General features: G+C 59.0%; 20 protein-coding genes. 10 read left to right on the top strand and 10 right to left on the bottom strand.

Annotation, left to right across the window (positions count from 1 at the left end):
• Positions 1 to 5: 5 nt before the first annotated feature.
• Positions 6 to 467 carry a 30S ribosomal protein S6 gene (gene rpsF / locus GH784_RS18640; protein WP_003512373.1) on the bottom strand — a complete coding sequence of 154 codons (462 nt, stop codon included), beginning with the start codon at positions 465 to 467 and terminating at the stop codon, positions 6 to 8.
• A 290-nt stretch (positions 468 to 757) separates the two neighbouring features.
• Positions 758 to 1801 (bottom strand): aldo/keto reductase, encoded by a 1044-nt coding sequence (locus GH784_RS18630; protein ID WP_025592963.1) that lies wholly within the window; start codon positions 1799 to 1801, stop codon positions 758 to 760.
• A 222-nt stretch (positions 1802 to 2023) separates the two neighbouring features.
• On the opposite strand from GH784_RS18630, the gene fabD reads away from it, so the two are divergent.
• The 7 genes from fabD (at position 2024) to gmk (ending at position 9111) form a co-directional block, all read left to right on the top strand.
• Positions 2024 to 2968 carry an ACP S-malonyltransferase gene (fabD, locus tag GH784_RS18625; RefSeq protein WP_065661162.1) on the top strand — a complete coding sequence of 315 codons (945 nt, stop codon included), beginning with the start codon at positions 2024 to 2026 and terminating at the stop codon, positions 2966 to 2968.
• Positions 2969 to 3068: 100 nt separating this feature from the next.
• Entirely contained in the window at positions 3069 to 3806 is a 738-nt protein-coding gene (gene fabG, locus GH784_RS18620; RefSeq protein ID WP_003512379.1) for a 3-oxoacyl-[acyl-carrier-protein] reductase, read from the top strand.
• 350 nt (positions 3807 to 4156) lie between these two features.
• On the top strand, positions 4157 to 4393 hold the full coding sequence (locus GH784_RS18615) for an acyl carrier protein (RefSeq protein WP_003502080.1): 237 nt from the start codon (positions 4157 to 4159) through the stop codon (positions 4391 to 4393).
• Between the two features lie 246 nt (positions 4394 to 4639).
• Positions 4640 to 5902, top strand: coding sequence for a beta-ketoacyl-ACP synthase II (gene fabF / locus GH784_RS18610; RefSeq protein ID WP_065661575.1), 1263 nt, complete (start codon positions 4640 to 4642; stop codon positions 5900 to 5902).
• Between the two features lie 365 nt (positions 5903 to 6267).
• The gene (gene mltG / locus GH784_RS18605; protein ID WP_003512383.1) at positions 6268 to 7488 is read left to right on the top strand and encodes an endolytic transglycosylase MltG; all 1221 of its coding nucleotides are present in this window, start codon (positions 6268 to 6270) and stop codon (positions 7486 to 7488) included.
• Positions 7489 to 7556: 68 nt separating this feature from the next.
• The gene (locus GH784_RS18600) at positions 7557 to 8444 is read left to right on the top strand and encodes a YicC/YloC family endoribonuclease (RefSeq protein ID WP_065688184.1); all 888 of its coding nucleotides are present in this window, start codon (positions 7557 to 7559) and stop codon (positions 8442 to 8444) included.
• 4 nt (positions 8445 to 8448) lie between these two features.
• Positions 8449 to 9111, top strand: a complete 663-nt coding sequence (gene gmk / locus GH784_RS18595) for a guanylate kinase (protein ID WP_003512388.1) — start codon at positions 8449 to 8451, stop codon at positions 9109 to 9111.
• 27 nt (positions 9112 to 9138) lie between these two features.
• On the opposite strand, the gene GH784_RS18590 is transcribed toward gmk, so the two are convergent.
• The 7 genes from GH784_RS18590 to GH784_RS18560 form a co-directional block, all read right to left on the bottom strand.
• Positions 9139 to 9753, bottom strand: coding sequence for an alpha/beta hydrolase (locus tag GH784_RS18590; protein ID WP_065704790.1), 615 nt, complete (start codon positions 9751 to 9753; stop codon positions 9139 to 9141).
• Positions 9754 to 9809: 56 nt separating this feature from the next.
• Complete coding sequence (gene rsmA / locus GH784_RS18585) at positions 9810 to 10640, bottom strand: 16S rRNA (adenine(1518)-N(6)/adenine(1519)-N(6))-dimethyltransferase RsmA (RefSeq protein ID WP_153793673.1); 831 nt, start codon at positions 10638 to 10640, stop codon at positions 9810 to 9812.
• A complete protein-coding gene (gene pdxA / locus GH784_RS18580) occupies positions 10640 to 11662 on the bottom strand; it encodes a 4-hydroxythreonine-4-phosphate dehydrogenase PdxA (RefSeq protein ID WP_065661159.1) in 1023 nt (340 codons plus the stop codon). Before pdxA ends, rsmA begins: the two co-directional genes overlap by 1 nt.
• A gap of 19 nt (positions 11663 to 11681) precedes the next feature.
• Positions 11682 to 12629 (bottom strand): SurA N-terminal domain-containing protein, encoded by a 948-nt coding sequence (locus GH784_RS18575; RefSeq protein WP_065704785.1) that lies wholly within the window; start codon positions 12627 to 12629, stop codon positions 11682 to 11684.
• 297 nt (positions 12630 to 12926) lie between these two features.
• The gene (locus GH784_RS18570) at positions 12927 to 15308 is read right to left on the bottom strand and encodes an LPS-assembly protein LptD (RefSeq protein ID WP_003512398.1); all 2382 of its coding nucleotides are present in this window, start codon (positions 15306 to 15308) and stop codon (positions 12927 to 12929) included.
• Entirely contained in the window at positions 15308 to 16396 is a 1089-nt protein-coding gene (gene lptG, locus GH784_RS18565; RefSeq protein ID WP_003512400.1) for an LPS export ABC transporter permease LptG, read from the bottom strand. The genes GH784_RS18570 and lptG overlap by 1 nt, the downstream gene beginning before the upstream one ends.
• Complete coding sequence (locus GH784_RS18560; RefSeq protein ID WP_003512402.1) at positions 16393 to 17562, bottom strand: LptF/LptG family permease; 1170 nt, start codon at positions 17560 to 17562, stop codon at positions 16393 to 16395. The genes lptG and GH784_RS18560 overlap by 4 nt, the downstream gene beginning before the upstream one ends.
• 313 nt (positions 17563 to 17875) lie before the next feature.
• Between GH784_RS18560 and GH784_RS18555 the strand changes: the two genes are divergently transcribed.
• The 3 genes from GH784_RS18555 to GH784_RS18545 all read left to right on the top strand — a co-directional run bounded on the left by GH784_RS18555 (position 17876) and on the right by GH784_RS18545 (position 21030).
• Positions 17876 to 19369: a leucyl aminopeptidase gene (locus GH784_RS18555; protein WP_065704783.1), complete on the top strand. Its 1494-nt coding sequence runs from the start codon at positions 17876 to 17878 to the stop codon at positions 19367 to 19369.
• Positions 19370 to 19394: 25 nt separating this feature from the next.
• Positions 19395 to 19844: a DNA polymerase III subunit chi gene (locus GH784_RS18550; RefSeq protein ID WP_003512404.1), complete on the top strand. Its 450-nt coding sequence runs from the start codon at positions 19395 to 19397 to the stop codon at positions 19842 to 19844.
• 157 nt (positions 19845 to 20001) lie between these two features.
• Positions 20002 to 21030 (top strand): sensor domain-containing diguanylate cyclase, encoded by a 1029-nt coding sequence (locus tag GH784_RS18545; RefSeq protein WP_003512406.1) that lies wholly within the window; start codon positions 20002 to 20004, stop codon positions 21028 to 21030.
• 42 nt (positions 21031 to 21072) lie between these two features.
• Here GH784_RS18545 and GH784_RS18540 read toward each other — a convergent pair whose 3' ends face one another.
• The gene (locus tag GH784_RS18540) at positions 21073 to 21999 is read right to left on the bottom strand and encodes a Gfo/Idh/MocA family protein (RefSeq protein WP_003512408.1); all 927 of its coding nucleotides are present in this window, start codon (positions 21997 to 21999) and stop codon (positions 21073 to 21075) included.
• Between the last annotated feature and the right edge of the window lie 154 nt (positions 22000 to 22153).

Raw genomic sequence — 22153 nt, 5'->3', positions numbered from 1 at the left:
TCTCCTTATGCACGGTCTTCGCGCGGACGGCGCGGACGGTCTTCGCGGTCGCCGAAGCCACCTTCGCGCGGTGCGCGGGGACCACGATCTTCACGCGGGCCACGATCCGGACGGTCGCCATCGCGGCGCGGACGGTCGTCACGGTCGCGCTTCTGCATCATCGCGGACGGGCCTTCTTCGTGGGCTTCGACGGCGATGGTCATGTAGCGAAGAACGTCTTCGTTGATGCGCATCTGGCGCTCGATTTCGTGGATCGCAGGCGCCGGAGCGTCGATGTCCATAAGAGCGTAGTGAGCCTTGCGGTTCTTCTTGATGCGGTAGGTGAGGGACTTCAGACCCCAGTTCTCGACGCGTCCGACTTTACCGCCGAACGATTCGATAACGCCCTTGTACTGCTCGACAAGTGCGTCGACCTGCTGGGCAGAAATATCCTGCCGGGCAAGGAAGATGTGTTCGTAAAGAGCCATTTAGCTTTGCCTTTCTTGCGTTTCGTCCTTCACCCGGCAACGGCGCTAAGCCTCAACGACTGCTCCTGGTTAGGCTGCGAAGCCTTAAAGCAAGAAAAGCGTTGTTCGAGACGGTCGAGAGCGGAGACACGGGAGGCCGGAAAAACCTTATGGTTCCTGCTGTTTCGTTACCGAAACCAGCCCTCCGTTCAGCCACCAGCCAATTGGACCGGATGTTGTGAACAGCGCGCTTATATCCATTTTTGCCCGGAATGCAAGGACCGGAGGCGAAAAAGCGCGCTGCGCTGTCGTCAGATCGGCATCGGATATTGCCGATGGATCGCCGCAATACCCTTCAGGACCTCTTCCGATAGCGCCACATCGGCTGCTGCGATATCCACCTTCAGCTGCTCCATGGTCGTTGCGCCGATGATGGCGGAGGCCATGAAGGGGCGTGTCAGGCAGAAGGCGATGGCGAGCTGTGCCGGATCGAGGCCGTGTTGTGCGGCTAGCTCCAGATAGGCCTTGACCGGCGCTTCCTGATGCGGCTGCAGGCGACCGCCGAGGTCCTTGTTGATGGTGCCGCGCGAGCCCGCAGGGCGTGCGCCGTTCTGATACTTGCCGGTGAGCAGCCCCGCCGCCAGCGGCGAGTAGGCCAGCAGGCCGACATCTTCGTGATGCGCGACTTCCGCCATGTCGAGATCGAAGCTGCGATAGAGCAGGTTATATTCGTTCTGGATGGTTGCGACGCGCGGCAGGCCACGGGCCTCGGCAATATCGATATATTTCTGTGTACCCCATGCGCTTTCGTTGGAAAGGCCGATAGCGCGGATCTTGCCGGCCTTTACCAGCTCGCCGAGCGTGTCGAGCTTTTCGGTTATCTCGGCAAGCGTGCGCTCCTTTTCCTGACCGGAAGCATCAAAGCTCCAGGCGCCGCGGAAGTGATAGGTGCCGCGGTTCGGCCAGTGGATCTGATAGAGGTCGATGTAATCCGTCTTCAGGCGCGTGAGGCTGGTATCTACTGCCTCGCGGATGGCGCTCGCATCAATATCGCGCCCGCCGCGAATATAGTCACGCCCGGAACCGGCGACCTTGGTGGCGAGCACGACCTGGTCGCGCTTGCCGGTCTTTTCGAACCATGTGCCGATATAGTCTTCCGTCCGTCCCTGCGTTTCGGCGGAAACGGGGGTGGTGGGGTAAAGCTCGGCCGTATCGAAGAAATTGACGCCGTTCTCCAGCGCGTAATCCATCTGCGCATGCGCTTCGGCTTCAGTGTTCTGCGTGCCCCACGTCATTGTGCCAAGGCAAATTTCGGACACGGAAATGCCCGTGCGGCCCAATAGTCTCTGTTTCATGGAAATGTCCCGGTGCTTGGCCAGATATTTGAAAGGTGGCATGAAAGTAATGGGGAATTGCCGCAGTGCAAGAAAAAATATGATGAAAAGAAAGGGGAAAATAGATCGGCAAAACCGCGTCGATGGGGTGCCGAAGGGCTTCAAGCCTTGACTCCGCAGGCCGGAATGTGAATGGAAGTCGAAAAGAATAAAGGCAAGGCCAGACAAGAAGGACCACATCCCATGGGTATTGCATTCACATTTCCCGGTCAGGGAAGCCAAGCCATCGGCATGGGCAAGGAACTCGCCGATACCTATCCGGAAGCACGGGCTGTGTTCCAGGAGGTCGATGACGCGCTCGGCCAGAAGCTTTCCGACATCATGTGGAATGGCCCGGAAGAAACGCTGACGCTGACGGCCAACGCCCAGCCGGCGCTCATGGCGGTGTCCATGGCGGTCATGCGGGTTCTGGAAGCGCGGGGTCTGAAGCTCTCCGACGCCGTCTCTTATGTCGCTGGCCATTCGCTCGGTGAATATTCCGCGCTCTGTGCTGCCGGCACCTTCTCGGTTGCCGATACCGCACGGCTTCTCCGCATCCGCGGCAATGCCATGCAGGCTGCCGTGCCGGTGGGCGAGGGCGCGATGGCAGCGATCATCGGGCTGGAGCACGATGCTGTTTCGGCAATTTGTGAAGAGGCTGCCATTCTCGGCGTCTGCCAGATCGCCAACGACAATGGCGGCGGCCAGCTGGTCATTTCCGGCGGCAAGGCGGCTGTCGAGAAGGCGGCTGCGATCGCTTCCGAAAAGGGCGCCAAGCGCGCCATCATGCTGCCGGTTTCCGCGCCCTTCCACTCCGCGCTGATGGCGCCGGCGGCGGAAGCCATGCGCGAGGCACTGGCGGCTGTCGAAAAGAATAACCCGGTTGTGCCTGTTATAGCCAATGTGCGTGCCGCCCCCGTTTCCGACGCCAATGAGATCGCCGCTTTGCTGGTCGAGCAGGTGACGGGCCAGGTGCGCTGGCGCGAGACGGTGGAATGGTTCGCCGCCAACAATGTGACGCAGCTTTACGAGATCGGCTCGGGCAAGGTGCTGACGGGTCTTGCCCGTCGCATCGACAAGACGGTGAACGGCGTTGCCGTCAACGGCGCTGCCGATATCGACCAGCTTCTCGCCACTCTTATCGGCTGAGACGGGCTTCGCCCCGCATCGGCTTTTTGTTTTACGGTAATTCCCGATGCAATTCCGCTAAAAGGCTTTTTGCGGAATTGCTCTAAAGAAGGAACGGAACATGTTTGATCTGACAGGCCGCAAGGCTCTCGTAACCGGCGCGACCGGCGGCATTGGCGAGGAAATCGCCCGCCTTCTGCACAGCCAGGGCGCAACCGTCGGCCTGCACGGCACGCGCGTTGAAAAGCTCGAAGCCCTGGCGGCGGAACTTGGCGACCGCGTCAAGATTTTCCCGGCCAACCTTGCCGATCGTGCCGAGGTCAAGGCGCTGGGCGAAAAGGCCGAGGCCGAGCTGGAAGGCGTGGACATTCTCGTCAACAATGCCGGGATTACCAAGGACGGCCTGTTCGTGCGCATGAGCGACGAGGACTGGGACAACGTCATCGAGGTGAACCTGACCGCGATGTTCCGTCTGACGCGTGAACTGACGCATCCGATGATGCGCCGCCGTTTCGGCCGCATTATCAACATCACCTCCATCGTCGGCGTCACCGGCAATCCCGGCCAGGCGAACTATTGCGCCTCCAAGGCCGGCATGATCGGTTTTTCGAAGTCGCTGGCACAGGAAATCGCCACCCGCAACGTCACCGTCAACTGCGTGGCGCCCGGCTTCATCGAAAGCGCGATGACCGGCAAGCTGAACGACAAGCAGAAAGACGCCATCATGGGTGCCATTCCCATGAAGCGCATGGGAACGGGCGCCGAAGTCGCTTCGGCCGTACTTTATCTTGCTTCCAATGAAGCTGCCTACATGACCGGCCAGACCTTGCACGTCAATGGCGGCATGGCGATGATCTGACGCCACCTGAAAGGCGTCTTGAAACGATTGCGGCGCTGTTTCTGCACCTTGTTTGGTGTCGGGCGCCGCAAGACCCTCCATGCCGGTTTCCGGCGAAATTGCCTGTCATACGTTGTGCTTAGCGCGTTTTCAGGCTTTTCGACCGGTTGAAACCGTGTTAATCGGGCCAAGACTGTGAACAGTCGTCCCGGAGAGACAGGAAGCCGTTGCGATTTTGCGCGACGATGTCTAGCTTGGACCGGGTTGAACGGGTTTGCCAGCAGTGCCGGATTTGAACGGCGCATGAGGGCTTCTAACAGGGCAGGGTGCCGTAAGGCATTCCCTTCAAAATAAAGGTCGAGGAAACCGACATGAGCGATATCGCAGAACGCGTAAAGAAAATTGTAATTGATCATCTGGGCGTCGACGCCGACAAAGTTGTTGAAGGCGCAAGCTTCATTGACGATCTGGGCGCTGATTCGCTCGATACCGTTGAACTGGTCATGGCTTTCGAAGAAGAATTCGGCGTCGAGATCCCAGACGACGCAGCTGACTCGATCCTGACTGTTGGCGACGCTGTCAAGTTCATCGAGAAGGCCCAGGCCTGATCGACCTGTATTGGGGAGGAGTAACAACCTCCCGTCTTGGCCCGGCTTGTCCGGGCCAATATTTTATCGTGAAACAGAACGCGCCCGAAAGACGTGCGTCCTGACGAATGCATAAGTTTCCGAACCGGCTCCGGCCTGCGGAAGATTATGCGGACATTCAAAATGGTGCAGCGCCTGTTCCCGCCATTCCATGGTGTGTGGCGTTGCAAAAAGACCGATGATTTGGATAAGGGCGGAGCGTTGGCGATGAGGCGTGTCGTTATCACCGGTACCGGCATGGTATCTCCTCTTGGATGCGGAACGGAAATCACCTGGGAACGGCTGCTTGCCGGCCAGAACGGTGCCCGTCTCGTGACTGAGTTCGAAGTCGAAGACTTGCCCGCAAAGATTGCCTGTCGCATTCCCGTCGGCGATGGCTCTAACGGCACGTTCAATGCCGACGACTGGATGGAACTCAAAGAGCAGCGCAAGATCGATCCGTTCATCCTTTACGGTGTGGCCGCCGCCGACATGGCGCTTGCGGACGCCGGCTGGCATCCCGAAACGGACGAGGACCAGATCGCCACGGGCGTTCTGATCGGTTCCGGCATCGGCGGTCTGGAAGGTATTGTCGAGGCGGGTTATACGCTGCGCGACAAGGGCCCCCGCCGCATTTCTCCATTTTTCATTCCCGGCCGTCTGATCAACCTGGTTTCCGGCCACGTCTCAATCCGTCACAAGCTGCGCGGTCCGAACCACGCCGTAGTGACGGCTTGCTCGACCGGTGCGCATGCCATCGGCGATGCTGCCCGGATGATTGCGTTCGGCGATGCTGAGGTCATGGTCGCAGGTGGTGCCGAATCGCCGGTCTGCCGCATCGCGCTTGCCGGCTTTGCCGCCTGCAAGGCGCTTTCCACCCAGCATAACGACGATCCGCAGAAGGCATCGCGTCCCTATGACCGCGACCGTGACGGTTTCGTCATGGGCGAAGGTGCCGGCATCGTCGTTCTGGAAGAGCTGGAACATGCCAAGGCGCGCGGCGCAAAGATTTATGCCGAAGTCGTCGGTTACGGCCTTTCCGGTGATGCCTATCACATCACCGCACCGTCGGAAGATGGCGATGGCGCGTACCGCTGCATGGCGATGGCGCTGAAGCGCGCCGGCCTCACGCCTGACGATATCGACTACATCAACGCCCACGGCACCTCCACCATGGCCGATACGATCGAGCTTGGCGCGGTCGAGCGGCTGGTTGGTGACGCGGCGTCGAAGATTTCCATGTCTTCCACAAAGTCGGCCACCGGCCATCTTCTCGGAGCAGCTGGCGCTATCGAGGCGATTTTCGCCACGCTTGCGATCCGCGACAACATCGTTCCGCCGACGCTGAACCTCGACAATCCCGACGTGGAGACGAAGATCGATCTGGTGCCGCACAAGGCGCGCAAGAGGCAGGTCAACGTCGCCTTGTCGAACTCCTTCGGGTTTGGCGGCACCAACGCCTCCCTCGTACTGCGTCGCTACGAAGCATAAATCACGACGAAAACCCGGCGCCGCAAACCGCCTAAAGCGGTGCGGCTCCCTCCCGCCGGGTGCCTGAGAGCGCTCTTCTTTGAAGAACGCATTGCGGCTCGCGAAAGCCATTTCGATTTTCGCGCCGATATTGTAGTCGTTTACGGAAGACGGTTTGCCGGTTTCGGAATGATTTCCTGCTGCGGGTGAATTTCCCGCCGCAGATGGCTTTCCTTGACCGGCTTTGCCGGAAACGACGATTCGTGAAGGAGGACAATGAGGTCTTCACGATGTCTCTATGTGGTGCAGGAAGGCATTCCGAACCTGTTTTTGCCGCATTACCTGCGCAAAAAGCGCTGACAACGCCGAACTGAAAAGGACCGACGGTGAGCGACACGAACCAGAACAGCCAGGGACCATACGGACGAGACGGCGCGGGTGAGGGCAATCGCGGCCCGATCATCCCGAAATCCCCGACCGAAGCGCTTCGGCCGGAAAAAGTGCCGGCTCCACCGAAGCGCTCCCGCAAGGCCCATGGCCAGCTGGTGATCTTCCTGAATTTTCTGATGACGCTTGCGGTTGCCGTCTGTGTGCTTGCTGTCGCAGCCTTCTATTACATGATCAATGCGTTCCAGGAGCCCGGTCCGCTTCAGACGAACACACATTTCACGGTGCGCAACGGCGCAGGCCTCATCGAGATCGCCAATAATCTCGAGCGCAATGACGTCGTATCCAATGCCCGTGTCTTCCGCCTGATGACGGGCAGCTACCTGCAGAAGGACCAGACGCTGAAGGCGGGCGAATACGAAATCAAGGCCGGCGCATCGATGAAGGATATCATGATGCTCTTGGAGTCGGGCAAATCGATCCTTTATTCCGTATCGTTGCCGGAAGGTCTGACCGTCAAGCAGATGTTCGCGCGGCTTGCCGCCGACGAGGTGCTGGATGGCGAATTGCCCGCCACCCTGCCGCCGGAAGGCAGCCTTCGCCCCGATACCTATCGCTTTACCCGTGGTACGAAGCGTGAGGAAATCATCAACCAGATGAGTGCGGCGCAGGAGAAGCTGATCGACATGATCTGGGAACGTCGTGACCCCGACCTGCCGATCAAGACGGTCGAGGAATTCGTGACGCTCGCCTCGATCGTGGAGAAGGAAACCGGCAAGGACGACGAGCGCGCCCATGTCGCTTCGGTGTTCTACAACCGGCTGAAGAAGGGCATGCGCCTGCAATCCGACCCGACGATCATCTACGGTCTCTTCGGCGGCGACGGCAAACCGTCCGACCGTCCGATCTACCAGTCGGACCTGCAAAAGCAGACGCCGTTTAACACCTATGTCATCAAAGGCCTGCCACCGTCTCCCATCGCCAATCCGGGCCGGGCCGCACTCGAGGCGGTTGCCAACCCGTGGCGCACCGATGACATCTACTTTGTTGCCGATGGCACCGGCGGCCATGTGTTTGCAAAGACGCTGGACGAACATAACGCCAATGTGCGCCGCTGGCGCAAGATCGAGGCCGAAAAAGCGGCTTCCGGCGCCAATCCCGATGTTGTCGTGGATGGTCAGCCCGGCGGCACCGAGGCGGAAAAACCGGCCAATAACTGATAGTTCTGACCGGGCCTTGTCATCACAAGGCCCGGTTTTTTGCACGGCATGATGGGGGCTTTCTGAATATGACATTGCAATCGATGACCGGGTTCGCGCGCAGCGAAGGAACCTCCGGCCGTTACCGCTGGGCGTGGGAATTGCGCTCGGTGAACGGCAAGGGGCTTGATGTGCGCCTGCGCCTGCCAAACGGTCTGGAAGCGCTGGAAACGGGCCTGCGGGAAATCGCGGCACAGCATCTTTCCCGCGGCAATATTCAGGCGGGATTGACGCTGGCGATTGCGGAAAACCGGCTGGAGGCGGTGATCAACCGCGATGCTCTTGCCGCAGTTCTCGCTCTCAAGAAAGAACTGGGCGACGTCGTCGACGACAAGCCGCTGAGCTTCGATACGCTACTGTCGCTGCGCGGGCTCGTCGATTTTCGCGAGGCGGAAGATGATGCCGAGGCGCAGGCCGCGCGCAACGCCGACGTGCTTGCGGGCTTTGCCGCCGCCGTCGAGAAGCTGAAGGACATGCGCGAGCGGGAAGGGGCGTCCCTGTTTGCCATCCTGTCCGGGCAGATCGACAGGATCGAGCAACTCGTGAACCTCATCGAAAACGATCCTTCCCGCCAGCCGGAACAGATCGCTGCAAGGCTTGCCCAGCAGATTGCCCTTATTGGCGATGGCATGCACGGGCTCGATCGCGACCGTCTGCACGCCGAGGCCGCATTGATCGCTACCAAGGCGGATCTGCGCGAAGAGGTCGACCGGCTACACGCACATGTCCAGGCATCGCGCGAACTTTTGGCTCATGGCGGGCCAGTTGGCCGCAAGCTCGATTTTCTTGCACAGGAATTTAACCGCGAGTCGAATACAATCTGTTCCAAATCGAACGCCAGTGCGGTAACCGCAGCAGGCATAGAGCTGAAAGTGGTTATCGACCAGTTCCGCGAGCAGGTCCAAAATCTGGAGTAGACCCATGGTTCCGGTGAACAATTCCCCTGTTACGATTGCCCGCAGAGGGCTGATGCTGGTGATTTCATCGCCATCGGGCGCTGGTAAATCCACGATAGCGCGCAACCTGCTCGACAAGGACAAGAACATCAGCCTGTCCGTCAGCGTGACGACGCGCCCGCGCCGCCAGAGCGAGATTGAAGGCATCCACTACCACTTCATCTCCAAGCGCGACTTCGAGCGCCTGCGTGACAGCGATGAGCTTCTGGAATGGGCCGAGGTTCACGGCAATTTTTACGGCACGCCGCGCGAGCCGGTGGAAGTGGCGATGGCGGCCGGACGCGACATGCTGTTCGACATCGACTGGCAGGGCGCCGAACAGCTTCAGGACAAGATGAAGGCCGACGTCGTGTCGATCTTCATCCTGCCGCCAACCATGACCGAGCTGCAATCGCGCCTGCACCGCCGCGCCGAGGACACCGAAGCGGTGATCCAGACCCGGCTTCTCAATTCCCGCGCCGAGATCGAGCACTGGCGCGATTACGACTACGTCATCCTCAACGACGACCTGCAGGCGGCCTTCGAGGCCGTAGAAGCGATAGTCAAGGCCGAACGTGTGCGCCGCGACCGCCGCCACGGCATGTTCGATTTCGTGCGCGGACTGCTTGCGGAAGAACCGCAGCTCTGATTTGGCAGTTAAAGCGGCGTGTTATCTCTAATGCTGACGTAGCCATTGCCGGGACACGCGCTCGTCTGCCGCGTCTGTTGCCCAGCCGTGGCCTGTGTCGAGTGTCTCCAGTACCACATCCGCGCCCGCAATCGAAAATTGATCGGCCAAATGGGGCGCATCATCGCGATGCCGCCGCTCATCATGTGCACCTGCAAGCAGGAGCGCAGGATATCCGGTGAGCTTCGGAAAATGCTCGTTATTGCGTGGGGATAGTGGCCGAAGCAGAATGGCACCCCTCGACAGATGACGATTCTGGCAGATTGTTTCAGCCGCGATGATCGCACCGTTTGAATATCCCGCGAGAAAGGGTCTTTGCCCCGTCTGCTGAAATACGAATTCGATAAACCGGCAAAGTCCGGCGGCTTGATGTTTCAGGTCGTCGATATCGAGTTGTCTGTCGGGCTTTCTGCGAAAAAACGCAAAGCCATTTTCCCATCGCACAATGCCTCTCGGAGCATACAGAATGCCGTTGGGAAAAACGGTACGGCCAAACGAAGCGAGATCTTCCTCCGTTCTTCCCGAACCGTGTAGCAACACGACCGCGCAATCAGGCGATCCGACGGGCATGTGGAGCTTGTAGTGAAAACCGGCACTCTCCACGCGCTTGTCCCCTAATTCCGTCGCCCGCGTTAGAAGTGCCGAAACGTCGCCTTCAATTAGAGGCAGTTCGCCAGCGTCACAAATTCCCCGACCGACAGCGTCTCAGCCCGTCGTGTCGCGTCAATGCCTGCCTTTTCCAGCAGAACTTCACCGCCAATGCTTTTCACGCTCTGGCGCAGCATCTTGCGGCGTTGGCCGAAGGCGGCTTCCGTTACCTTTTCGAGCTTCGCGACATCGCAGGGCAGCGGCTTTTCCTTTGGCAGCAGATGCACGACCGTCGAGGTAACCTTAGGCGGTGGGCTGAAGGCCTGCGGCGGGACGTCGAAGGCCATTTCCGAAACCGTGCGCCAGCCGGCGAGAACGCCAAGGCGGCCGTAATGGTTGTCGCCTTCTTCTGCCACGATGCGCTGGCCGACTTCCTTCTGGAACATCAGCGTCATGGAGAGCCAGAAAGGCGGCCATTCTCTCGGCAGCAGCCAGTTGACCAACAATTGCGTGCCGACATTGTAAGGCAGGTTGGCAATGATCCGCACCGGTTCGCCAGCGGGAACCAAAGCCTCGAAATCGGTCTTCAGCGCATCACCCTCGATGACCTCAAGACGTCCGGGATAATGCGCTTCGATCTCCGCAAGTGCCGGCAGGCAGCGGCTGTCCCGCTCAATGGCGATAACCTTTTTGGCACCGAGCGATAGAATGGCGCGGGTGAGGCCGCCAGGCCCGGGGCCAACCTCGATGACCGTCACGCCGTCAAGCGGCCCAGCGGTTCGGGCGATCTTCTGGGTGAGGTTGAGATCGAACAGGAAGTTCTGCCCGAGCGACTTCTTAGCGTCTAGCCCATGGCGCTGAATGACATCGCGTAGCGGCGGCAATCCGTCAATGGCGGCCATTATGCGCCGACCCGGCTGCGAAGAGAAATCTCCGCCGCCATCTTCAGCGCTGCGACAAGGCTCGTTTCGCTGGCAATGCCCTGGCCGGCGATGCCGAAGGCGGTGCCGTGGTCGGGCGAGGTCCGGATGAAGGGCAGGCCGAGCGTGACATTGACGGAATCGTCAAAGCCAAGCGCCTTGGCCGGGATAAGGGCCTGATCGTGATACATGCAGACGGCGACATCATAGCGCCTGCGGGCAGCATCGTGGAACATCGTATCGGCGGGCAGGGGGCCGAAAGCGTCGATCCCGTCTTTCCGCAACCGTATGGTCGCAGGGTGAACCACATCGCGGTCCTCTGTGCCCAATGCCCCATCTTCACCCGCGTGTGGATTGAGACCGGCGACCGCCAGTCGTGGTGCCTCGATGCCGAATTTCTGCCGCAGATCAGCATCGATAATGCGGCAGGTCGTAACGATCAGCTCTTCCGTCAGTGCCGAAGGCACGTCTTTTACTGGGATATGGATCGTTACTGGCACGACGCGGACCTTGGGTCCGGCAATCATCATCACCGGCATCACCTGTTTGCCGGTCAGGCGCAAAGCCAGATCGGCGAGAAATTCCGTGTGACCGGGAAAACCGAAGCCTGCTTCGTAAAGCACGGATTTCGCAATCGGATTGGTGACGACGGCGGAAGCCTTGCCCTCGACCGTCAAGGCAACGGCAAGCTCGATCGCCTTGATCGTCGCATGAGCGGCTCCGACATGCGGCTGGCCGGCCTGAACCTCGAAACCGACGGGAAGAGGAAGAACGGGAAAAGCACGGTCAAACACGCCGACGGCATCCGCCGCTTCGCAGTTCTCGATATTGACCGGTATGCCAAGCAGCGCCGCACGGCTCGCCACCACATCGGGATCGCCGATGAAGATGAAGGGCGCCACGCCGTTCTCCCGGCGCTTGGCCCAGGCGGCAATGGCGATATCAGGGCCGATACCGGCTGGATCTCCCTGTGTCAGGGCAAGCGGCAGGGATGCATGTGTCACGGAAAGGCCGGCTCTCGTATCAGGTGTTGACGATCTGCGCCTTCTTGCGCAGCTCATCCATATATTTCTTCTCGTTCGGGTTTTCGCCACCCTTGGCCTTCATCAGGTCTTCGGACTTGAACACCATTTCCGCTGCGTAATCGTCGGAAACCTGACGCTGCTTGCAGATTGCCAGATATTCGACGCCCTTTTCGGTCACGCGTGTTCCTGTGGTGCCGCCTTCCTTGGTCTTTTCCACGAGAGGCTTCCACTCTTCCGGCAGTTCGGGCGCCAGAATCCGTCCAAGATCCTTGATCGCCACGTCCCGCATGGTGGCCGCGAAAGTCATGGCCTGGTCGCAGCCCGGATAACGCTTGCGCGAGGCTTCAGCCTCGGCCTTACGCTTGCCAGTGATGGCATTGCGCTTCGATTCCGGAATGACGAAAATCACCTGTTGCAGGAAATATTCCGTCGTTACCGGCTTGTCGCCGCGTTCCCTCAGGCGGGTGACGAGGTCCTGGTTAGACATCTTGCCACGCGCACCATAACGGGCGTTAACAAGGCGCGGCCAGCTCATCTGCACGGCGATGAAGGCTTTGAAGTGGTCGGCGCCGACACCGGCCTTGGAGAGGACCTGAGACAGCTGCTCCGGTTTCATTTTGTTGTTGCCGGCAAAGCGCGCAAAAGCCGCATCGACCTCTTGGGTGCTGACGGACATTTTCACGCGACCGATTTCTTCGCGTTTCAGCGCCTCATCAACCAGCTGCTCGCGGGCTTTTTCGTTGAGATTGCCAGATTGGCGCTGCAGCTTCAGGAAGGCGACGCGCTTGGCAATATCATCATTGGTAATGGGGGTCTTGTTGACGACGATTTTGACCGTGCTGTCGGCGAAGGCCTGGCTGGCAAAGGGCGCAACGGCCATGGGAACGGCGAATATCGCAAAGGCGAAAGCAGCGCCACGCAAAGCCGTCTTTCCGAAATTCATCATATCCTTCTCCCTTTCGTCGGGCGGGGGTCTGTTTCCCCGTCCCGCCAATCTGTTCTGTCTGCCAATGGGGAATATTCCTTACCCTAGCTTTTCAGATCTGCACCTGTGCATCCGCACCGCGAATTTGCCACGTATATATCATCGCGATCTGCAAGACGGCAATGTGTCGGTTTGTTGAAAGAAACCCGATGGTCCTATACCGGACGGACCCTGGCGCGTTGTTGCGGCAAAACCGTGACTTTTACTGGCTGGATGGCAAAAAGGCAGGCCACGATCCTGTCTGGCCTGCCTTTAAACTCAGTAATTGTTCGGTTTCCAGCCGATATCCATATCGGCCCAGTCCTCGTTTGCGGAGCCGATGCTGACATCGCCGAGCGTGCGGAATGCCAGACGGGCATTGATCGACCAGTCATTGGCGGCCTGCCGGCTGGAATTGATATTGCCCTCGTCGGAGTAGCTGACCGTCAAGATCGTGCATTCATCCTGATAGGCGATGCCAATACGGCGCTCGGCGGCAAATTTTCCGTTCAGATCGTAGTTGATCGAGCCGAACAGCGACCAGTTGTCGTCCATGCGCAGCGTACCGGACGCCTGAACGATATCGCGGTCTTCATTGTAGCCGTACTGCGGCTGCGCCTTGACCTGCGTATAGCTGAGCTTGCCGGTGAGGCGGCGGTCCGAATAGCTGACGCCTGTCTCGGAACGGTTGATTTCGAGATTGTCCTTGTCGAAGCGCAGGCTCGATGACAGCGATAGGCCGATTGGCGCATCGAAGGCTGCCATGGCGACGTAGTCCGAGCGGTCGGATTCGAGACCGGAATTCGCGCCGACATTGACGAGATCGTAGGAGGCGAAAGAATTGTCGCCCGCCAGGTGGAAAGACTGACCGGCAATGGCGCGAATGCCGTAGCCATTGTCGAATGTGCCGTTGTAGCGCAGACCGATGTTTGCGCGCGTGCCGCCTTCGATCCGGTCGAAACCGGAGAACTTATCACGTTCGAACAGGTTGGTCGCGTCGAACACGAAAGCCTGCGAATCTTCGTTGGGGAAGCGGCCGGCATATTGTTCGTTCGGACGCACGAAAATCTGCGCAATCGGCTCGATCACGTGGTTGCTGTTAAGCGCCGTGAACAGCCAGGGGTAACGCACTTCCAGACCGCCGGTTACCATGCCTCGCAACGCCGCATCGTCCTGCATCATGCCCTGATAGGCATAGGACGTGCCACCCGATGTAAAGCTTGCCGCCGACATATCCGTCCACAGCGCATCACCACGGGCGGCAAGGATCGGCGTGATCTGCAGGCCGCTATCCATCGTGAAGGTGCGCTTCCATTCGGCTTCGGTGGAAAGGCGCGTATAGTTTCCTTCAAGCCCGTTGAACCGCGAATAGCCTCCAAGCGCGTAGGCATCCTGTTTCTGGCGGGTGATGCTGGTCAGGTTGGTGGTCAGCGAAAGTTCGCCGCCATAGATCGGATCCGGTACGAAATAACGGTAGTCGACAACCGGATGAACGATGGCCTGCTTGCGTTCGTTGGATTCGTTGTTGTCCGTATCCTGAACGTTGAAATAATAGCCGCGGGCATCGAAGCTGTTCCGCTCGCCTGCGCCAGCCAAATAGATCTGATTGGTCTGGACGTCGTTCTTGTAACCCTTCAGCCCATAGGTACGCGAAAAGTTGTTGTCGGTCTGCACCATGGCATCCCAACCGAACGCCCAGCGCGGATTGATGGAGAAGTTACCCTTGCTGGCAATCATGCCGCGATTGTCGTTGAGGGCGTCACTGGTTCCGGCAGTAAATGTATCGGACTTCAGCTGGCTGATGCCGGCGACGGTCACGGTGTGCATGCCGGTTTCGAAACGCTGGCGCAGTTCCGCCTGCAGAAGCAGACCCTGCGTCGTGTAATAGGTCGGGGTAACGGTCACATCCGAGGTGTCGGACAGAACCTGGAAATAGGGCACGCCGATGCCGAAACCGAGGTTGTCGGTAATGCTCATCTGCGGAAACAGGAATCCGGACTTCCGCTTCACCGTATTGTCCGGAACCGTCAGGAACGGGACGTATGCGATCGAATGGCCGAAAAGCTGCAAGCGGGCTTTTTCCAGCCGGATCGTATGGGTCTTGCCGTCCTGAATGACACGTTCAGCCTTGACCTGCCACAACGGCGCCTTTTCGGGCCGTTCGGCGCAGGGCAAACAGGCGGTATAGACGCCGTTATTGAGGACCATGCGGTCGCCTTCGAGCCGTTCGGCGCTTTCACCCGCGATGCGGGTATTGTCCGGGGTCTCGACGCGCAGCGCATTGACAAAGCCCTGACCGAAATCGTCAGTGACATCCATCTCGTCGGCATAGATCTTGTTGCCGCCGGGCTCGATCAGCTCGATGTTGCCGTGCGCAATCACGCGGCCCGTCTGCTGATTATATTCCACTTGCTGGGCCACCATACGGTAGCCCGAATAATGCATGCGAACCACACCCTTCGCGATGACCCGCTGGGAATCGCGATTATAGGTCAGTTCATTTGCCGTAAGCAGGAGTTTCGAATCGTCTTGGCTTCCGGGCGCAAGCAAACCACCCTGGCCGAAAGCGACCGGGCTGGATGCCAAATATGCGCACACAGCGGCACCTGTCAGAAGGGCCGTCCAAAGCCGCCTGATATTCCCGCGGTCATATACCGCCACTAGCCGTCCTCCTGATGAAGCAGAATGGTTGCCCCCAAAGCCAACGCCACGATGACTGGAACCCAGACCGCGACGGTGGGAGGGACAACGCCACCACTCCCGAATGCCCTTACGAGCACGGTTACTACATAAAGCACGAAGCCGGAAACGATTCCACCCAGAATCACGGAGCGCGACTGGGCGAAGCGGCTGAACTTTAATGAAACTGTCGCGGCGATCAAGGTCATCGCAACCAGAAGCAGGGGCGTCGATAGCAGGAAATGATACTGCGTCTCAAGCGCTTTCGAAGACAGTCCAAAAGACTTTGCAACTTCGATCTTGTGAGAAAGATCAAAGAAAGCAACGGTTTCCGTCTGCGTCATACGTTCCTGAACGAATTCTCGTCTCAGATTGGTACTGATCCGCGTGCTCTCTTGCCGAACTGGCACATGTCCCGCACGGGTTTCCGCGACGCCGTTAAGAAGCCAGTAACCATCTTCCAACTTTGCCGACTTCGCGTCCTGCCGGGAGACGATGTTGCCGGCCTTGTCGAGGTGTATCAGAACCACGTCGAGAAGCATGGTCCCGTTGTCTTCGAAGCTCTTAGCGCCGATGATCGTATCCTGGCCGCCGCTCGACTGGCGCATCCAGGGAATGATGTCCTGCTGGCGTCCGCCGCTGCCTTCGTTGCGCCAGCCCGCCTCCATCGACAGCGACTGGTTTTGCCCCCAGGCGGCGATAGGGTTGAGGACGAGGACGGACAGGATTCCAAGAAAGACCGCACCAAGGACAAAAGGAAGGATGAATTGCCAGGCGGAGACGCCTGCCGCACGCGTGACGACGAGCTCGTAACGCCGGTTGAGCGAGATCAGCGTCGTCATGCCGACGAAGAGTGCAATGAAGGGAATAGTCTGCTGCAGGATCAGCGGCAGGCGAAGCGCGGTGAGGCCAAGTGCGCCTGGAACAGAATAGCCTGGCACGCTGGACATGCGCCGCGCCGTTTCGCTGAAATCGGCAAGATAGATAATTGCCGATACGCCGAGCAGGAACCAGATGGCCGTGATCAGATACCGTTTGAGGAAATACCGGGCGAGGGTGCTGAAAATCATGCGTTACCGCTCCCCGAGCTTCGCGCCAGCCGGCTGGAGAAAAGACGGCGCAGACGGCTGGCCGTATCCGCGATGATCTTCGGCATTCTCGGCTTGCGACCCGTGATGAGAATAAAGGCGGCGGCGGCACCGCTGAGGCCCGGCACGGCATAGACCAGCGGAATGAAGGCCGCGCTCTGCTTGACCTGGTTGGTGACGTAAAAACCGAGCCAGCGCAGCATGAAGGCCGTCACCAGCGCAGCGACCATCGGATGCATCCGCGCTTCACGATGCGAGCGCGCATCAGCGGCTATGACCAGCGATATCAGTGCGAAGGCGAAGGCGAACATCCAGTCCGACAGGCGCTTGTGCAACTCACTGCGGAAGCTTTCGGGAGACCGCTTGTAACTCGCGTTGTTCTCGTCTGGCGAGAGAAGGAAACCGAGGCTCGCATCGCCCGGAGAAAGCGACGGTTCGGAAGTCTGCTTTTCCGACATGGTCGAAAGGTCGAAGGCATAGGACAGGAACTTGACGATGGAGACCTTGCCATCAGGTGTTTTCTGCTGGACTTCGCCGTCGCGCATCGTCAGCGACGTGCCGCTTTCATCGATCATGCCTTCCTTGGCGTAATAGATAAGATCGAAATTCGGATCGCGGCGATCGGCGACGAACAGGCCCTTGAGGATACGGCCCTGACGTTGGGCGATCTGCACATAGAGGCCGTCCTGAACAGCGCGGAAGGTCTTTTCCTCGATCACCGACGAGAGGAGGTCGGCATAGGCAGCCGCCACCATCTGCCTGGCCGAATTTCGGGCAGGCGGCTCGATGAAGTTGGTGATGGTGAAGGAAAGCGCACTTAGAACGGCAGCCAGAATGATAACCGGGCGAAACATCACAGAGCGCGACGATCCGGCCGCATCGATGATGGCAAGCTCGGAATCGTTGTTCATCGCCGTGAATGTCTGGGTGATGCCAATGACGAGGGCGAAAGGCAACACGACGGGAATCAGCGTCGGCAGGATCATCGTCGCCAGCGCCATGAAGGAGCCCATCGACTGGCCGGTATCGGTGACGAGGTTGATTCTCTGGAGAACCTGGATGGTCCAGATGATGGCCAGCACCGGCAGCAGCGCGACCAGAAACATCTGCGTTGTCCGTCGCAGGATATAGTTCTCGAGAAGCTTCATACTGCCCTTGTCGACATTGTTTTTCTGCGCGATCGCTCGCCGGATTTCCGCCTATCTAATCGCATCGTTTGCAATTGGCTATTCCGGCACGCTCACAAAAATGTTTTGCACGATGATTTTTCCACCGCCTGTGTCTTTTTGTGGAACAAGCTGTCGGTTTCATGACGCGATCGGCCATTCCACAAAAATGCCTTTCCTTTAGCGAATGTCGGCCTTTAAAGAATGTGAGCCTTTAAAAATGCAGGGTTGCGCCGGGGGCCGAAAAGGCCATGATCGGGCGCACACGCAAGTTATCCACGAAGAGCAGGAAAACATGTCCGCCAAATTCGATATTTCTTTCGCCAATTCCGCCTCGCTTGAAAATACCCTTGCCGTTGTGCTGCAAGCCTCGGGTGAGGCGCAGGCAGCTGCCGGCGCATCGGAAGCCGATCCGGGTGGCGTGCTTGAACGGGCGGCAAAGATTTCGGGCTTTTCCGCAAAGTCCATGACCACACTCGACGTGATTGCGCCGCAGGGTTCGGGCGCCGACCGGCTTCTCGTCATTGGCCTCGGCAAGCCGGCGAAACTTGTCGCCCATGATTGGTTGCGTGCCGGCGGCACCGCTGCCGCCAATTTCAGGAAGGCGGACAAGGTTGCCGTCTATCTAGATGCCCCGGGCGTCGATGTCGGTGCGCAGGCGGCTGCGGATTTTGCGCTTGGCCTGCTGCTGCGTGCCTATAGCTTCGATGCCTATAAGACCAAGAAGAAATCCGATGATGAGAAGTCGCCGAAGAAAGTAGAAATCGTCATCGTGACGGCAGTCCATCAGGAGGCGGAAAAGGCCTTTGCCGTGTCGGAGGCCGTCGCGGGCGGCGTTGTCCTGGCGCGTGATCTCGTCAACCTGCCGCCGAATGTTCTCGGTCCTGTCGAGTTCGCTGAAAAGGCGGAAGAGTTAAAGAAGCTCGGTGTCGAGGTCGAAATTCTCGGCGAGAAGGAGCTGAAGAAGCTTGGCATGAACGCGCTTCTCGGTGTGGCGCAGGGTTCGGCGCGTCCGCCCCGGCTTGCGGTCATGCAGTGGAACGGCGGCTCCAAGAAGGACGAGCCTATCGCCTTCGTCGGCAAGGGCGTTGTGTTCGATACCGGCGGTATCTCGCTGAAGCCCGGCCTTAACATGGAAGACATGAAGGGCGACATGGGTGGCGCTGCCGCCGTGACCGGCCTCATGCACACGCTCGCGGCCCGCAAGGCGAAAGCCAATGTGATCGGCGTCATCGGTCTGGTGGAGAACATGCCTGATGGTAACGCCCAGCGTCCCGGCGATATCGTCACCTCCATGTCCGGCCAGACCATTGAGATCATAAACACCGACGCCGAAGGCCGGCTGGTTCTCGCCGATGCGCTCTGGTACGCCAAGGAGCGTTTCAACCCGAAATTCATGATCAACCTCGCCACCTTGACGGGAGCGATCACGGTTGCACTCGGCAATCTTCAGGCTGGCCTTTTCTCGAATGATGACGAGTTGGCTGCACGTCTTTCGCAGGCAGGCGATGTTACGGCGGAAAAGCTGTGGCGCATGCCGCTGGGCAAGGATTACGACAAGATTATTGATTCCAAATTCGCCGACATGAAGAACAGCTCTGGCCGTCTGGCGGGCTCTGTCACCGCCGCTCAGTTCCTCAAGCGTTTCGTGGGCGAAACACCCTGGGCGCATCTCGATATCGCCGGCACCGCCATGGGTTCGCCGTTGACCGAGATCAACCAGTCCTGGGGATCCGGCTACGGTGTGCGGTTGCTGAACGAACTCGTTCGCGCCCACTACGAAGATTGATGCGACCGGAGCTGCAAGTCCGCAGATGACTGAAATCCTGTTCTACCATCTGACGGAATCGAAGCTGGAGGATGCATTGCCGCCCTTGCTCGAAAAATCGCTGGAACGCGGCTGGAAGGTCGCGATCCAGACGGTGGACGAGGAGCGCCGCGATTTCCTCGACACGCATCTGTGGACCTTTCGTGACGACAGTTTTCTGCCGCACGCAACGGATAGCTCTGCCGCGCCGCAAAACCAGCCGATTCTTTTGACGGCGTCGAATGCGAACGGTAACGAGGCGAGTGTGCGGTTTCTCGTCGACGGTGCCGAACCGCCGGCGGTGGAGGGCTATGAGCGGATAGTGTTCATGTTCGACGGATATGATGCCTACCAGCTGGAAATGGCGCGGAACCACTGGAAAAGGCTGAAGACCGAAGGTCATGCGCTGACCTATTGGCAGCAATCGCCGGAAGGCCGCTGGCAGAAGAAAGCCTGATCACAGTTTCCCACACAAAAAGACTGGCAAAAATTCGCATGTGGCGCAGCCTGCCGGTTTTCGCATTATGAGCCGAATCAGACATAGCTGTCTGATCCGGCCGACAGGTGACGGACGGTGGCGGCTGCCACAGACCAAACAGCAGAAGGACATCATCATGGGACAGGCGATTTCACGGCCCGACGGGGAAATAGAGCGTCTGGTCGCGGTGCGGTCAATCATGTCCGTCAAGAATGCCGAGATGCCGGAACTGGAAGTGCTGTCTCGATTGGGGCAGGGCGTCTTTGACGTCCCGCGTGCGGCCGTCCATATCGTCGATGAGGACTGGCTCCATATTGCCGAACAGGCGGGAATGCAACTTTCGGAATGCCCGCGCGATCTGTCGATATGCAACCGAGTAATTGCCAGGCAGGATGTCGTGGTCATTTCCGATCTGACCCAGCATCCGGATTTCCGCTTCATGTCCTATGTGAAGGGCGGTCCCGGATTGCGTTCCTATGCTGGCGCGCCGATCGAGCTGGAACCGGGTCTTGTGGTCGGCGCCTTTTGCCTTGTCGATACGGTGCCGAGAAAATTCTCTCAAAGCGAAATTGACAATCTGAAGCACTTTGCGCTGCTGGCGGCCGCACTCCTGCGTTTACAGAAGGCCAATTTCACAATGAGTCTGGCGGAGCGTGAATTGCGGGATGCGGTGATGACTGATCCGTTGACCGGCTTTTACAATCGCAAGGCGCTGGAGGCGATTGTCGATGGCCAGCTTGGCGCGGCTCTGCGTGAGAACGAGGCCTTCGGCGTGCTCTATCTCGATCTGGACGGTTTCAAGGCGATCAATGACACGTTCGGCCACCCGGCGGGTGACAGGGTGCTGACCGCTGCCGCCGACCGCATTCGCAATTCGATCCGCAGCGAAGATACGGTGGTGCGCATGGGAGGCGACGAATTCGCCATTTTCATACCCCGTCCCAGCAGGTCTGAGGTGATGAACGGACTGGCAGACAGGCTTCTGGCAGCCTTCCGTGAACCCTTTGATGTTGACGGGCAGGCGGTCGGTGCGCGTCTCAGCATTGGCGGCGCCATCGCCCCTCAGGCCGGTGCTGACCGCGCCACGCTTTTGCGCAGCGTTGACGAGGCACTGTATCAGGCAAAAAAGTCAGGGCGCGACCGTTTCGTCAGCCGCGCCCTTTGATGCACCTGTCTTACGGAAGGCTTCCAAAAGCCTTTCGGCTCCTCAGTCGTAGAAGGAATCCACGAATTTGTGGCGGCCGAGCAGGAAGGCATCGGCCACATGAGTCAATGGCGCAAGATCGACATCAGAGCGTCCGGCCTTGATGATTTCCGCAAAACGCTCGTAGAGCGCCGGATATTCCCGCTCGGGTTCCGACACTGCCTGCTCGCCATTGATGGAGAGCTTCGCGCCGCCTTCCGAAAGCACCATCTGCCCGGCCGCCGTTTCGGCAACGATATCCCAGCTCTGCTTGCCGGTCTGGCGCCAGTCGAACTCGGCGCGCACGGGCATTTTCGTAACGTCGGAAAAATGCAGCTCGGCAGCGATGGGCGCGTCGCGGTTTTCCGGGAACTCAAGCGTTGCCTTGGTCAGGAACAGCGCGCGGGGCAGGATGTGGGTGATGATCGACAGCGCATTGATGCCGGGATCGAACACACCGAGACCGCCCGCCTGCCAGATCCATGCCTGGTTGGGGTGCCAGTGGCGCACATCCTCTTTCCAGATGACATGCACGCTGTCGATTTTTGTCGAGGCGAGAAACGCCTTTGCAGCTTCAACGCCCGGCGCATAACGCGAGTGCCAGCTTGCAAATAGCGAAAGACCCTTCGAATCCGCAAGACGAACGAGATCCTGAACTTCCGAAAGCGTTGCGCCCGGCGGCTTTTCGAGGAAAACGTGCTTGCCGGCATTCAGCGCCGCATATGCAGCCTCGTAACGGTACTGCGGCGGCATGCAGAGCGATACGGCCTCGATATCCTCGACGGCCTCCAGCATGGTCTCGATGGTGCCGTAAGAAGCGACGCCATCCACGGTACCGTGGCGGCTGGCCGTGCAGATCAATTCAAAATCCGGATTGCCTGCGATGGCGGGAAGGTGCTGGTCGCGAACGATTTTGCCGACGCCGACGATGGCAAGCTTGGTGGCTGACATGAAGTGGGACCCATTTGTATGATGCGTGGGATAAAGTGTGACTTTACGAGTTTTTTAACAGAAACGATCAAAGGAGCAAGGCGATCGTCCTTACAGGTCTCGTCTTTTTTCCGTGCGTAACGGCATGGCAAAAATCGGTATGCATATTTTATGT

The organism is Agrobacterium tumefaciens, from assembly GCF_009649785.1.
GTDB classification, from domain to species: Bacteria; Pseudomonadota; Alphaproteobacteria; order Rhizobiales; family Rhizobiaceae; genus Agrobacterium; species Agrobacterium tumefaciens.
The sequence above is the reverse complement of the archived record's forward strand: the minus strand, read 5'-3'. Positions and strand labels throughout refer to the sequence as shown.